The sequence below is a fragment of the Aldersonia sp. NBC_00410 genome, assembly GCF_026342035.1.
GTDB lineage: Bacteria > Actinomycetota > Actinomycetes > Mycobacteriales > Mycobacteriaceae > Aldersonia.
In genome coordinates this window covers 195,218-208,281 of the sequence record NZ_JAPENM010000007.1, presented here as the reverse complement: position 1 = coordinate 208,281, position 13,064 = coordinate 195,218, and the positions used below count along the sequence as shown (strand labels likewise).

Annotated in this window: 11 protein-coding genes and 1 pseudogene; 3 read left to right on the top strand and 9 right to left on the bottom strand. The window is 67.9% G+C overall.

Annotation, left to right across the window (positions count from 1 at the left end; translation table 11 throughout):
• Positions 1–38 precede the first annotated feature (38 nt).
• Together OG921_RS17550 and OG921_RS17545 are read left to right on the top strand one after the other, a co-directional pair.
• Positions 39–872: pseudogene (locus OG921_RS17550) on the top strand (alpha/beta hydrolase); the annotation flags it as partial.
• Positions 873–949: 77 nt separating this feature from the next.
• Positions 950–1,573, top strand: coding sequence for a glyoxalase (locus tag OG921_RS17545; protein ID WP_266113776.1), 624 nt, complete (start codon positions 950–952; stop codon positions 1,571–1,573).
• A 15-nt stretch (positions 1,574–1,588) separates the two neighbouring features.
• Here OG921_RS17545 and OG921_RS17540 read toward each other — a convergent pair whose 3' ends face one another.
• From OG921_RS17540 to OG921_RS17505, 8 genes are all read right to left on the bottom strand, one after another.
• Complete coding sequence (locus OG921_RS17540) at positions 1,589–2,401, bottom strand: hypothetical protein (RefSeq protein ID WP_266113775.1); 813 nt, start codon at positions 2,399–2,401, stop codon at positions 1,589–1,591.
• 43 nt (positions 2,402–2,444) lie between these two features.
• Entirely contained in the window at positions 2,445–3,821 is a 1,377-nt protein-coding gene (locus OG921_RS17535; protein WP_266113774.1) for a serine/threonine-protein kinase, read from the bottom strand.
• A 76-nt stretch (positions 3,822–3,897) separates the two neighbouring features.
• The gene (locus OG921_RS17530; RefSeq protein ID WP_266113773.1) at positions 3,898–6,573 is read right to left on the bottom strand and encodes a fumarate reductase/succinate dehydrogenase flavoprotein subunit; all 2,676 of its coding nucleotides are present in this window, start codon (positions 6,571–6,573) and stop codon (positions 3,898–3,900) included.
• Positions 6,574–7,314: an ABC transporter ATP-binding protein gene (locus OG921_RS17525; protein ID WP_266113772.1), complete on the bottom strand. Its 741-nt coding sequence runs from the start codon at positions 7,312–7,314 to the stop codon at positions 6,574–6,576.
• Positions 7,311–8,168 carry an ABC transporter permease gene (locus OG921_RS17520; protein WP_266113771.1) on the bottom strand — a complete coding sequence of 286 codons (858 nt, stop codon included), beginning with the start codon at positions 8,166–8,168 and terminating at the stop codon, positions 7,311–7,313. The genes OG921_RS17525 and OG921_RS17520 overlap by 4 nt, the downstream gene beginning before the upstream one ends.
• Entirely contained in the window at positions 8,165–9,583 is a 1,419-nt protein-coding gene (locus OG921_RS17515; RefSeq protein WP_266113770.1) for an ABC transporter substrate-binding protein, read from the bottom strand. The genes OG921_RS17520 and OG921_RS17515 overlap by 4 nt, the downstream gene beginning before the upstream one ends.
• A gap of 16 nt (positions 9,584–9,599) precedes the next feature.
• Complete coding sequence (locus OG921_RS17510) at positions 9,600–9,827, bottom strand: ferredoxin family protein (protein ID WP_266113769.1); 228 nt, start codon at positions 9,825–9,827, stop codon at positions 9,600–9,602.
• A complete protein-coding gene (locus OG921_RS17505) occupies positions 9,827–10,582 on the bottom strand; it encodes a GntR family transcriptional regulator (protein ID WP_266113768.1) in 756 nt (251 codons plus the stop codon). Before OG921_RS17505 ends, OG921_RS17510 begins: the two co-directional genes overlap by 1 nt.
• Before the next feature lie 258 nt (positions 10,583–10,840).
• Here OG921_RS17505 and OG921_RS17500 point away from each other — a divergent pair, with 258 nt between their 5' ends.
• On the top strand, positions 10,841–12,349 hold the full coding sequence (locus OG921_RS17500; RefSeq protein ID WP_266113767.1) for a serine/threonine-protein kinase: 1,509 nt from the start codon (positions 10,841–10,843) through the stop codon (positions 12,347–12,349).
• A 4-nt stretch (positions 12,350–12,353) separates the two neighbouring features.
• Here OG921_RS17500 and OG921_RS17495 read toward each other — a convergent pair whose 3' ends face one another.
• On the bottom strand, positions 12,354–13,031 hold the full coding sequence (locus OG921_RS17495) for an SDR family oxidoreductase (protein ID WP_266113766.1): 678 nt from the start codon (positions 13,029–13,031) through the stop codon (positions 12,354–12,356).
• Positions 13,032–13,064 lie beyond the last annotated feature (33 nt).

Sequence of the window (13,064 nt, the reverse complement as noted above, 5' to 3'; positions counted from 1 at the left end):
CGGACATGGCAATCACCGTGCTCAGCGACCTTGCGATCGACGCGCGTCTTAGGTACTACCGGCTCTCGAGTGGCGCTATCGGCTGGAATCCGGGTGTCAATGTCCTGCTGCCCACTGGCTACGACGGCGACCAAAAGCGCTACCCGGTCCTCTACCTCATGCACGGCGGAAACGAGGATTTTCGAACCTTCGACATGGTGCACGACATTCGTGCGCTGACCGTCGGCAAACCCATCATCATCGTGATGCCCGACGGTGGACGGGCCGGCTGGTACTCCGACCCGGTCTCGTTCAATCCGGTTTTCGGCCTGCGCAACTGGGAAACGTTTCACATAACCGAGCTGATCCCGTGGATAACCGACACCTTTCGGACCTTCGACAACTGCGATGGCCGTGCCGTTGCGGGCTTCTCGATGGGTGGCTTCGGCGCACTGAAGTACATGGCGAAGTATCCCGGCCTGTTCGCTTCGGTCAGCGCACACTCCGGGCCCGCCAGTCTGCGCCGCAATTTCGGGGTCGTCGCCAATTGGGCGAACGCAACGTCCTCGGTCCTCGAACTCGGCGGCGGCATGGTCTACGGCATGCCATGGGACGGTGCACGAATCACGGCCGACGATCCGGTCGACAACATCGGTTCCTACCAAGGCAAGCGAATCTTCCTGGTCGCCGGCGACAGTCCGAACCCGTTCGACGTATTCAGCCTCCTCAACGAGCTCGAAGTCCGCGGCGGACAGGACGACTTCGTCGCCAAGCTCGGGGCGGCGGGCATCGCACCCGTCGTTCGCCGGGTGCCCGGGGGGCACGAATTTCGTCACGAACTATTCAAAGACGACCTCGACGGCATCATCGACCACCTCACTGCGGCGGCCTGATTCGGTGGGTTTATCCCAGGATCATCGATCAGGAATCGAGAAGCATCGCCGATCCCACTGCTCCTACCGTGGACCGCATGACAACGACAATCGAGTACATCACCCTCGAAGTGGCCGATATCGATTCGGCGAAGCGGTTCTACGACAGGGCTTTCGGCCTGGGCGATCTGCTCCGGTTCCGTGCGTCGACCGCACCGACATCCGGGTTTCGCGGCTGCGTGCTCTCACTCGTCGTCGCCGATTCGGCGGTCGTCGACTCGTTCCTTGGGCCGGCTATCGAGGCCGGGGCGAAGGAGATCAAGCCCGCCAAGAAGTCGTTCTGGGGCTACGGCGGGGTGATCGAGGCACCGGACGGAACGATCTGGAAGGTCGCCACGTCGAAGAAGAAGCCCACCGGCGCACCGCTGCGGGTCACCGACGACGTCGTCCTCCTTCTGGGCGCCGACGACGTGGCGGCGAGCAAACAGTTCTACATCGAGCACGGTTTCGAGGTGGCAAAGAGCTACGGCCGCAAGTACGTCCAGTTCACGCAGCCGGCCCAGGGGATCACACTCGGCCTTTACGGGCGCAAGGGCCTGGCGAAGGACGCCGGTGTCGATATCGAGGGAAGCGGCTCGCACCGACTCGTCATAGGCGCCGGGAACTCGGCGACCACCGATCCCGACGGCTTCGGCTTCCAGGCTGCGACCTCGCCGAACTGATCGGCCCGCCTGCCCTCACGCGCATATGCCGTACGGCAGCAGATCGAGATGGTCTCCCAGCCATGCGGCAACTCGGTCGAGGATCGCGATACCGTCGGCGAAGTTCCCCGACTCCGGCTCGACGGCCACCGTCACCGCACTCTGCCCCTGCGGTGCGCTGAGGACGGCGAGCTGCCGCACCAGGTATTTGCCGTCCTCGCCCGGCCCCCAGCCGGCCTTCGACACGGCGCCGTCGATTCGCGCGAGTCCCCATTGCTGGTCCGGGATCAACGTGGCCATCCGCGCGGTGACCGCGTCGGCTCCGGGCAGGCACGGCAGGTGTGCGGTGAACAGCGCCTGCGCGGCCAGGCTCCATTCGGTCTGACCGAACGCGGTGAACTCCGGGCGGACCCGTTCGGACTGGACGTGTGTGGTGCTGTCCCCCGACTCGGCGAGTACCGCTCCGACGGCCTGCGCGGCGGTCGGCGGATCCCCGAGCAGCGACCAAAGACCCTCGGCTGCAGCATTATCGGACGCCATGATGGCCGAATCCGCGAGTGATGCGGCCGATTCACCGTTGGCGCGAAGCGCCGCGAGTGCGAGCGGAACCTTGATCGTCGACCAGGCGACACCAGTGCTCCACGCCCCCGCCACGGTCGCTGTCGAGCCACCGACCGGCGCGACCGCGATGCCCACCACCCCCGGCAGCGACGGCTCCAGCTGAGCGAAGCCGTCCACCACCGGTTGTGACACGAACGCACTCGTGGACGGCGTGGCGGGCGGTGTCGCCACGGCGGTCGTGGGCGGCACCGGCTCCGGATCGGTGGTGCACCCCGTCAACGCAAGCAATGCGGCAATCGTTGCGAAAAGCCAAACCCGCGTAGCGTTTCGGTCAGTACAGATGGACGACCGCACCATTTCCCCCGGTGCAGGTGACCAACCGTCCCGACGGTGCGCACGACATCGTGTACGACTGTCCGGTCACCGGGCTGATCGCGACGACCTGCCGCGGTTGCGAACTCGGCGGGCCACCGGCGTTGTACGCGTTGCGGACCTCCTCGGCGAACGGACATGAGGTGACCGTGTTGCCGATCGCCGACTTGGTGAGCGCTCCGCCGCCCGACCCGGCGCACGGGGTTGCACCGGCAGGCAAGGCCGCGGGTGGTGCACTGCTCGGTGTGGGCGCCGTCGCGGTCGCTCGGTTGGGCTGCGCGGACTGTGTGGTCGTCGTCTGTGCGGTGTTGTCGTTGTCATTGTTGGTTCCGGTGAAGAGCAGCCACACGACCACGCCCGTGAGCGCCAGCAGTGCGACGACGAGAGCGCCGATCAGCACCGGGAACACCACCGAGCGGCGCCGTGGTGGTTCGGCGTAGACCGGCGGCTGGGACTGCGGGGGTGGCGATGGCGGCCACGCCGCGGTCGGTGGCTCGGGGGCCGCGGACCAGGCGTGCGGCTCCGGTTCCATCGGCGGGGGCGGTGGGGGCGGTGGGGGCGGGACAGACGCCGACGGTGCCGGCAGCGCATGGCGGGCGGCCCGCGCGAAATCACCGGCGGTGGGGAACCGATCGCCCGGAGCGGTCGCCACACCGCGCTCGATGACCTGCCCGAACGCCGACGTCCCGCCTGCGGGCGAGGCCGGACCCGGCGGTTTACCGGTGATCGCCTCGTGCAGCACACACGCCAGCGCGTACACATCGGCGCTCGGCGTGGCCGCGGCTCCGGGCGTGTACTCGGGAGGTGGGTATGCCGGTGTGCCGGTGCTCGCGCCCGACCCGTCGGGCAGCAGACCGAAATCCGTCACCTGCCAGAAGCCACTGCGGGTGAGCAGCAGGTTCGCCGGTTTCACGTCGCCGTGCACGAGACCTGCGGCATGCGCGGCGTCGAGCGCGGTGGCCACCTGCTCGATCGCTGCGACCGCCTGCTCGACCGACATCGGCCCCTGGGTGGCGAGCAGCCGACGCAGGTCGTGACCCTCGACCCGCTCCATCTCCAGGAAGAGCACGTCGTCGCCGATCGCACCCCAATCGTGAATCGGCACCACGTGCGGCTCCGGGAGTCGGGCCGCGATGTCATTTGCCCGGTGGAACTGCCCGCGGTAGGCGGGGTCGGCAGCGAGGTCCGGCGACATCAGCTTGACCGCGACCACCTGCTCGGTCGCGACATCGCCTGCCTCGTACACCGTGCCGAGCCGCCCGGTGCCGAGCAGTTCGCGGAGCTGATAGTTTCCGACCCGGGAGCCGACGCGTTCCGCGGGTGACTCGTCGTCCATCGGCACTCCTCCGCGCTGGTTGGGGAACCAGGTTAATCGACCGGCGTGTCGGTTTCGCAGCGCGGCAGCGGCGGATTCAGGCGATGGCCCGCCTGGCATAGGCACGAACGTCGGCGTCGACGTCGGAGCCGGCCGATTCCAGCGCAGCGCGCACGCTCGGATCGTGGCGCCACTGCGCGAGCGTGAGCACCGCCGCCTTGCGCACGTCGAGGTGCGGATCGCCCAGCGCGTCCGTCAGCGGATCCGCCGCGAGACCGACGACCGAGCCGGCGAATCCGCGGGCGGCGCCCTGGCGTACCTGCCAGGCCGACTCGCGCAGCGCCGCGGCCAGCGCCGCGGCATCCTCGTCGGCACAACCGACCCCGGCGAACGCGGCGAAGGCGGCCGCGCGCACAAGCGGATCGCGGTCCAGGGTGAGCCCGCGAATCGACTCGACCCCACCGCGTCCGATCGTGGCCAGCCCCTGCGCCACCGCGATGCGAACTTCGCGATTCTCGTCATCGGCGATCGCAGCCAACGACTCCCAGTCGTCGAGCGACACCAGCGCGCGGGCCCCCTCGATGCGGACGCGATGATCCGGATCGACGGTCGCCTTCGCGAACAGGCCCGGGGTACCGGCGTGCAGCGCGCGCAGCACGTCGATGACCACCGCCCGTACCACCGGATCGGCGGCGTCGGCGTGCTCGGCCAGTCCCCCTGCCGAGGGCAGCACCTCGACGAGTTCACGCAGCGCCTCGGCGGCACGCAGCCGCACCACCGGGTCCGAATCCTGTAGTGCCGCAACCAGTGGTTGGGCCCAGCCGTCCGGGGTGCCCTCGGTCAGCACGGAGACCGCGGTCGCGCGGACACCGGGGTCCGGGTCGCCGAGATAGGGCGCCAACTCGGCCAGGATCGGCGAATCGAGTGCGAGCAGGGCGACGATGCGTGGTGACGGTGGCGGCACCGATGCACCCGCCGGCCGCACTCGCGCAGGTGCTTCCGGCGCGCGCCCACTGTGCACGTGCGGTGTCTCGACCGGAATGGGGTGCTGCTCCCCCGACGGGAGATCGTCGAGGCCGGGTACCGGCACGAAATACGGCGCCACCGGGCGCTTCAGGAACTCCATCGACCCGTCCGCACCGCGACGCAGGTTGAGGTGGTAGCGCCATTCCTCGTCGTTGCGCTCGGGTAGGTCGGCCCGGTCGTGGTAGAGCCCCCACCGAGACTCGGTGCGGGTCAGGGACGATCGGGCCGCCATCTCCGCGCAGTCGCGAATGAACGTCACCTCGGCGCAGCGCATCAGCTCGTGCGGTGTCGCGGCGCCCATCTCGCCGATCTCGTCGCGCATCCGATCGAACGTCTCCACCGCAATGGCGAGCTTGTTGGCCGTCTTCGGCGGCGCGACATAGTCGTTGACGAACCGGCGCAACTTGTATTCGACCTGTGGCTGCGGCGGCCCGGCCGGGTTGCGCAGCGGACGGTAGATCAGCTCGTGCGCATCGGCGAGCTGATCGGCCGGCAGATCGTCCGGCGCGGCAAGATCGGCAACTGTCGACGCGGCGTGCTCGCCGGCCAGATCGCCGTATACGAACGCACCGATCATGTAGTTGTGCGGCACGCAGGCGAGATCCCCGGCGGCGTACAGGCCGGGCACCGTCGTCCGCGCATGCTCGTCCACCCACACGCCGGACGCAGAATGCCCACTGCACAAGCCGATCTCGGAGATATGCATCTCGATGTCATGGGTTCGGTAGTCGTGTCCGCGGTTGCTGTGGAACGTGCCCCGGGTCGGCCGCTCCGTGGTGTGCAGAATGCCCTCCAGCGTGTCGAGGGTCTCCGGCGGCAGATGCGACACCTTCAAATAGATTGGACCACGGGCTGATTCGATCTCCTGTTTGACCTCGGCCATCATCTGACCGGACCAGTAATCGGAGTCGACGAACCGCTCACCGAGCGCGTTGACCTGGTAGCCGCCGAAAGGATTGGCGACGTAGGCGCATGCCGGACCGTTGTAATCCTTGATCAGCGGGTTGATCTGAAAGCATTCGATCCCGCTCAGTTCCGCCCCGGCGTGATAGGCCATCGCGTAGCCGTCACCCGCGTTCGTCGGATTCTCGTAGGTGCCGTAGAGATAGCCCGACGCGGGCAGGCCGAGGCGCCCGCACGGGCCGGTCGCGAGAATCACCGTCTTCGCACCGACCGCTACGTATTCACCGGTGCGGGTATTCAGCGCCGCGGCACCTACGGCCCGGCCGTCTCGGGTCAGCACGCGTACCGGCATGAGCCGGTTCTCGATCCGGATCCGCTCGCGCATCTTGCGTTGCCGCAAAACGCGATACAGCGCCTTCTTCACGTCCTTGCCTTCGGGCATGGGCAGCACATACGAACCCGAGCGATGCACCCGGCGCACGGCGTACTCGCCGTACTCGTCCTTCTCGAACTTGACGCCGTAGCGCTCGAGTCGTTGCACCATCGCGAAGCCGCGCGTGGCGGTCTGATAGATGGTGCGCTGGTTGACGATTCCGTCGTTGGCCCGGGTGATCTCGGCGACGTAGTCCTCGGGTTCGGCCTTGCCGGGAATGACCGCGTTGTTGACGCCGTCCATGCCCATCGCCAGCGCGCCGGAGTGGCGCACGTGCGCCTTCTCCAGCAGCAGCACATCCGCGCCGTGCTCTGCCGCGGTGAGTGCGGCCATGGTGCCCGCGGTGCCGCCACCGATGACGAGCACGTCGCAATCCATGCGGACCGTGTCGGCGAGGTCGGGGATGTGCATTCAGTTCTCCAGAGCAGCAAGTAGTTCGCGTCGCACGGCGGTCCGGTCGAGCACCGTGCGCGGGGTGGGGACATCGAGCACGGCACGCAGTGGGTGACCCGCGCGCCCGAGGACGGCGACCCGGTCACCGAGCAGCAGTGCCTCGTCGACGTCGTGGGTCACGAACACGACGGTGGTCGGATGCGCGCGCCAGGTGTCGATCAATAGCCGCTGCATGGTCGCGCGGGTCTGGGTGTCGAGTGCGCCGAACGGCTCGTCCATCATCGCGGCTCGGGGCGCGCCGGCCAGCCCGCGAGCGAGCTGAACCCGCTGCCGCATCCCGCCGGACAGACTCTTCGGCAGGTAGTCACCGAAACCGGTGAGCCCGACCTCGTCGATCCAGCGCTCGGCGGCGGCACGGCGATCGTGGCGAGGGATCCCGCGCAGTTTCAGTGCCAGATCGATATTGGACCGAACGGTGCGCCACGGCAGCAGCGCATTGTCCTGGAAGACCACGGCCCGATCGCGAGAGGTGGTTGTCACGGGTTCCTCGTCGGCCAGCACCCGGCCCGCATCGGGTGCGAGCAGTCCGGCCAACGCACGCAGCACGGTCGACTTGCCACATCCGGACGGTCCGGTGAGGACGAGGATTTCACCGGGCCGGACGTCCAGGCTCAGGTCCCGAACCACGGGTTCGCCGGTGTAGGACAGCGTGACCCGGTCGAGTTGCAGACGCAGCCCGGTGCTGAGGGCGGTGGTCATCGAGTGGCCTCCTGGACTCGCGGCAGCCATCGGGTCGCTCGCCGGCCGACGAGTTCGACCGCGGCGGAAGTGAGGAAGCCGAGGATGCCGATGGTGATGATGCCGACGAACACCCCCGGATAGTCGACGATGGTGTAGGCCTGCCAGGTGCGGTACCCGACACCGAGTCGGCCGGAGATCATTTCGGCGGAGATGACGCAGATCCACGCGACGCCCATGCCGACGGACAGGCCGCCGAACACGCCAGGCAGGCTGCCGGGCAGCACGACGCGGAACAGCACGTCCCAACGGCCGCCGCCGAGTGTCCGCACCGAGTCCTCCCACAGTGTCGGCAGTGCGTGCACGGCGTGCCGGGTGCTGACCATGATCGGGAAGAACGCGGCGAGGAAGGTGATGAAGACGATGCCTGCCTCATCGGACGGGAACACCAGGATTGCCACCGGGACGACCGCGATGGCCGGGATCGGTCGGGCCAACTCGGCGAGCGGGCCGAACGTGTCGGCGAACAGACCCGACCTGGCCAATGCGATACCCGCGGAGATGCCCACCACGGCAGCGATTCCGAAGCCGGTGAGGATCCGGATCAGCGACTGGCCGAGATCCATCCAGTACAGGTCGGTACCGAGCTGCTGCCCGAACGCGTCGAGCACGTCGGTAACCGTCGGCAGTGTGTCGAACCGCAGCCAGAGGCGCACATCGTTGGCGGTCAGCAACTGCCACGCGACGATTGCCGTGGCGACCGAAGTCAGCCGGATGGCGCGCGAGCGCCAGACCGAACGACCGGACCTGCGGCGCAGCGGCTCCACCGGAGCGGTCTGTACCGCCCCGTCGGCGCCGGTGAGCGTCGCGGTCATGGCCGGACCTCCGCGACGGCCTGGTCGTAGCCGACGATGGTCCCGCCGGGATGCTGCGTCAGGTACCGCTGCGCCGCCGCCTCGGTCGTGAAGGGCACGAACTGTGCCTTTGGTCGCTCCGCAGGCTCCGCTCCTGTCTCCGTGTCCTTGACCCAGACCGCCTTGTCCGCGAACCAGCGGGTGCCGAGCTCGGCATCGAGGACGTAGGCCGCGCGCTCCGTCTTCCCCGCCGTCCGAGCAGTCTTCACCGCACTCAGCAGCGCGGTCGGATTCTCGACGGGCTGGGTGGTGTCCGCGCCGTCGAGCCACAGCTCGTTTCCGGAACCGGTGGTGAGGTTGCCGGTCTCGGCGACCGCTGCCGCGTAGTCGTCGCCACGCTCCGCGAACACCTTCTGCAGCGGCTCGTCGTTCACGAACGTATCGATGTTCAGCTCGGCGAAATCGCCGATCGACTTCAGGTACTGCACATCGCCTTTGAAGGCTTCGATCAGGCTCGGCTTGAGCGTGGTGTCGAAAGATGTGCCGCCGGGGCCGTTGTAGAGGTAGACCACCTCGGGCGGCAGACCCGAACCGTCGGCGACGAGTTGCGCTGCCTCGAGCGGCTTCTCGTGGATGAACTCGGTGGCGTCCGCCTGTGCCTGCAGAAACGCGTCGAGCACCTCGGGATGCTGGGCGGTGTAGTCCTCGCGGGCCACGACACCGTGGAAGGTGGGCACGTTCAGCTCGGCGCCGTCGTAGAGCAGCTTCGCCTTGTCCTGGAAGACGAGCAATCCCGGCCAGGCGACGAACTGCGAAAGAGCGGCGACCTGACCGGATTCCAGGGCGGAGGCACCGACCTGTGGTTGCTGGTTGAGCACCTCGACGCCGTTGGCGGGGTCGATACCGTTGCGGCTCAATGCCTGCACCAGCGTGCCGTGGCCGGCGGAGCCGACACTGGCCGAGACCTTCTGCCCGGCCAGGTCACTTAATTGCCGCGCCGGTGAGTTCGGTGCGACGACAACCATATTGAGTGCGCCTTTGGGGTTGTACCCGGTGACGGAGACGAACTCGGTCTTCGAGCGCTCGTTGGCCTGCGTGCGGGAACCGTTGATGAGCAGCGGGTAGTCGCCCATCGAGCCGATGTCGATCTTCTCCGCGACCATCTGCGCTGTGATCGGGGCGCCGGTGTCGTAGTCCTGCCACTCCACCTGATATTTCGGGCCACCGTCGTCGGTGAGCTGCTGCAGCCGTTGCTCCAGGTAACCCTGCGCCTTCAGCAGCGTTCCTGCGGTGACGGTGTTGATGGTCTTGGACTGGTAGCCGACGACGACCCGGACGGAATCGGCGGAACCGGTGTCCTCCAGCGAGCAACCGGCCAGCGCGAGGGACGCGATCAATGCAAGGGGGACAACGCTTTTTAGGGCAGTGTGTTTCATGGTTTCCTCGGTGCCTTCAGCGAATCAGATACGGCATGTTGACGGTGACCGCACCGGTCGGGCACCGCGCGGCGCACGGCCCGCAGTACCAGCACTCGTCGACGTGCATGAACGCCTTGCCGTTGTCCGGGTTGATGGCCAGCGAGTCGAGCGGGCAGATATCCACGCAGAGCGTGCAGCCTTCGATGCACAGTGACTCGTCGATCGTGACGGGGACGTCGGCGCGCTGGTTGACCAGTGCCATCAGGTGAGCTCCCAACTCGTGGTGTCGCGAATAAGACTGCTGCGCATGGTGACTCGGTCGCCGCGCATGCGGATGTATTCGAGGTCGACGGGGCGGTTGTCATCGAGGCGGGTGAGTCGCTCCAGCAGCAGCAGCGCGGCGCCGTCGGGCACGAGCAGTGTGGCCGCCGAATGCGCGTCCGCGGTGATGGCCTCCATCGCCAGGTCGGCCGACCCGAGCGGGCCTCCGCTGATCTCCTCGATGAGCGTGAAGATGTCGTTGTGCTCGAGGTCGCGGGTGATGATCTCGTTGCCGATATCGGGCGCGAGATAGGTGAGGTCCAGGCTGAGCGGCAGGTCGCCGAGATAGCGCAAGCGTTCGACGAAGATCGCTTCCTCGCCGGGCGCGAGCTCGAGCCGCCGCGCGACCGCGGGCGGTGGCGTGACCGGACCGGCGGAGCGCACCTCGTTGCGGACCTCGCCGTATCCCTTCAGCGTCTCCTTCAGGCCGGTGAGCGCGTCCAGGCCGTGATCGACCTTGCGTTGCGCGACATGGGTGCCGACCTTGGGTGCCCGGTCGATCAGCCCCTCGTCCTTGAGCAGTGCCAGGGCGTCGCGCACGGTGTTGCGCGAGGCCGCGAATTCGGCAGCGAGGTGCTGCTCGGACGGCAGCGTCCGATCGAATGCGCCGGCATGGATTTGCTGCCGGAGTACGTCCGCCACCTGCCGCGCGCGATCCGCGCGCGGCCGCCGGATGGGCGTGGGTTCGACCGCCACCGTGCCTCCGTTGTAGTCACTGACCAGGACGAATAGCACGGTAGTGGCGAATTTCGGAGGGCTGGAGCGGCCGCGAGCGAGGCAGGGGTGCGGTCGACGCTTTGCGCCGGTCGGTGTGGGCGCCCAGCTGCGGAAAAGGAGCCGTGACGCGGCTTTGCGCCACCCGTGCCCGGCCCGGAGAGAGTTCGAATCAGGGTGATCGGAAAGCGCTGTTCGGGTTCGGCTCCCCCACCCCGCGCGCGGATGGACAATCGGCGGGTGGCCGCACAAACGCGGGTGGGGACCCAACTCGGCACGTATCACCTGAGGTCGCTGCTGGGCAGCGGCGGGATGGGCGATGTGTACGAGGCCTACGACACCGTGAAGCAACGTGTTGTCGCCTTGAAGCTGTTGCCCGACGATCTTGCCCGGGATGCAGCTTTCGTCCAGCGATTTCGACGGGAGGCGCAGAGCGCGGCGGTGTTGACCGAGCCGCACGTGATCCCCATCCATGATTGGGGCGAGATCGGCGGCATGCTCTACATCGACATGCGCCTCGTCCTGGGCCAGAGTCTGCGGGCACTGCTGGACAAGGCAGGGCGGCTACAACCGGACCGGGCGGTGCTGATCATCAGTCAGGTCGCGGCGGCACTCGACGCCGCGCACGAGACCGGTCTGGTGCACCGCGATATCAAGCCGGAGAACATCCTCGTCGTCGGTGACGGGAGCGACTTCGCCTACCTGGTCGATTTCGGCATCGCGACCGGCGCCCGCGACCTATCGCTCACCGCGCAGGGGAGCACGCTCGGAACGTATGCCTATATGGCGCCCGAGCGATTCGACGACACCCCTGTCACCGGCCGAGCCGACACCTACTCGCTGGCCTGCGTCCTGCACGAGGCCCTCACCGGATCGCGTCCGTACCCGGCTTCGTCGCCCAGCGCGGTAATGCGGGCCCACCTCGAAATGCCGGCGCCACGACCCAGCACGCTCGCGCGGGGTGTGCCGCCCGGCTTCGACACCGTGATCGCCCGCGGGATGGCGAAGCGTCCGGCCGATCGATATCCGACTAGTGGCGAGTTCGCCCGCGCGGCCCAATCTGCGTTGACCGGGGCGCATCCGGAGTCGGCGGGAGCACTTACCCGCCGGCTCGAGGAGACGGCCGTGCTGCCGCCCGCTGGTGCGATGTTGCCGCCCGCCGTCGCGGTCGGATATCAGCAGCCGCTTCCCACGAAGCATTCCAGCACGATTCCGGTGTTGTTGACGCTGCTCATCGTCGTTGTGATCGCGCTCGGCGGCATCGTTACGTGGCTCTTGCTGCAGCGTGCCGACTCTGCGGACCGGGCGACTGGTCCGACGACCGGTCTTGTGGCGCCCGCCGTGCGCGCACCGACGGTGGAAGTCCCTCCGTCGCAAGTTCGGACCACCACCACCCCAAGAGTGCCTCCACTGATCGGGTCGGTCGCGGGAGCCGACGAACAGGGCTTCCTGTCCCCGGCCTCGGCACGGTGCAACTCGACGGACCCCGCGATGGCGATTGGCCGGACAACGAAATCGCTGGTGGTTGTCTGCCTGACCGGTGGCGGGAGGTACTACTACAAGGGCGTGCGAGTGAGTGACGGACTGAGCATCGAGCTCGACGATGCGGTCTCGATCGGCTCCGGGTTCACCGTGACCAACCCGGTGGACGGAACGCGGTACGTCGTTACTCGGTCGTCGCTCACGATCGTGGACGGCGACGGCGGGGTGTTGGCCACCGAGCCGATGGTCGAATACGCGAGTCGCTGATTGCTCAGGACCGATACGGGCGCAGCACGATCTCCGTGGGGTGCGCGTCCCGCGGCGTCTCGACGGCATTGCGCACCGCGCGCGCGACCGTCTGCGGAGTGAGGAACTGCGTCGGGTCGTACTCGGTCCCCTCGCCTGCGACGATCTCGCGCTGCATGTCGGTGTCGATCCGGCCCGGGTGCACCGAGGTCACCCGCAGCACCGGTTCCTCGCCGCGCAGCGCATCCCCGAAAGCGCGCAACGCGAACTTGCTCGCGGCGTAGGACGCCCAGCCCGGGTTTGCGCGCAGCCCGGCGCCGGAGTTGATCAGCACGACATGGCCGTGCGCCGCACGCAGCGCGGGCAGCAGCAGCCGGGTCAGCTCCGCGACTGCAATCACGTTGGCTTCCAACGTCGTTCGCCACTGTTGCACCGACGACTCGGCGATCGGCGCGATATCGGCGATACCGGCGTTGTGCACCAGTACGTCGAGGCGGTCGATGTCGGCAGTCAGCCGTGCAACCTCCGCATAGTCGGTGAGCTCCACGGCAAACGGACGCGCGCCCGGCAGCTCGGCGAGAATCTTCGCGAGCGAGTCGGTGCTGCGCGCGCCGAGCAGCAGGTCATGGCTGGGCGCGAGGTCGCGGGCGATCGCAGCACCGAGCCCGCGGCCGGCGCCGGTGATGAGAGCAAGGGGACGCATGGCACCCGAGCGTAGCGAGGCTCAGTGCACCCG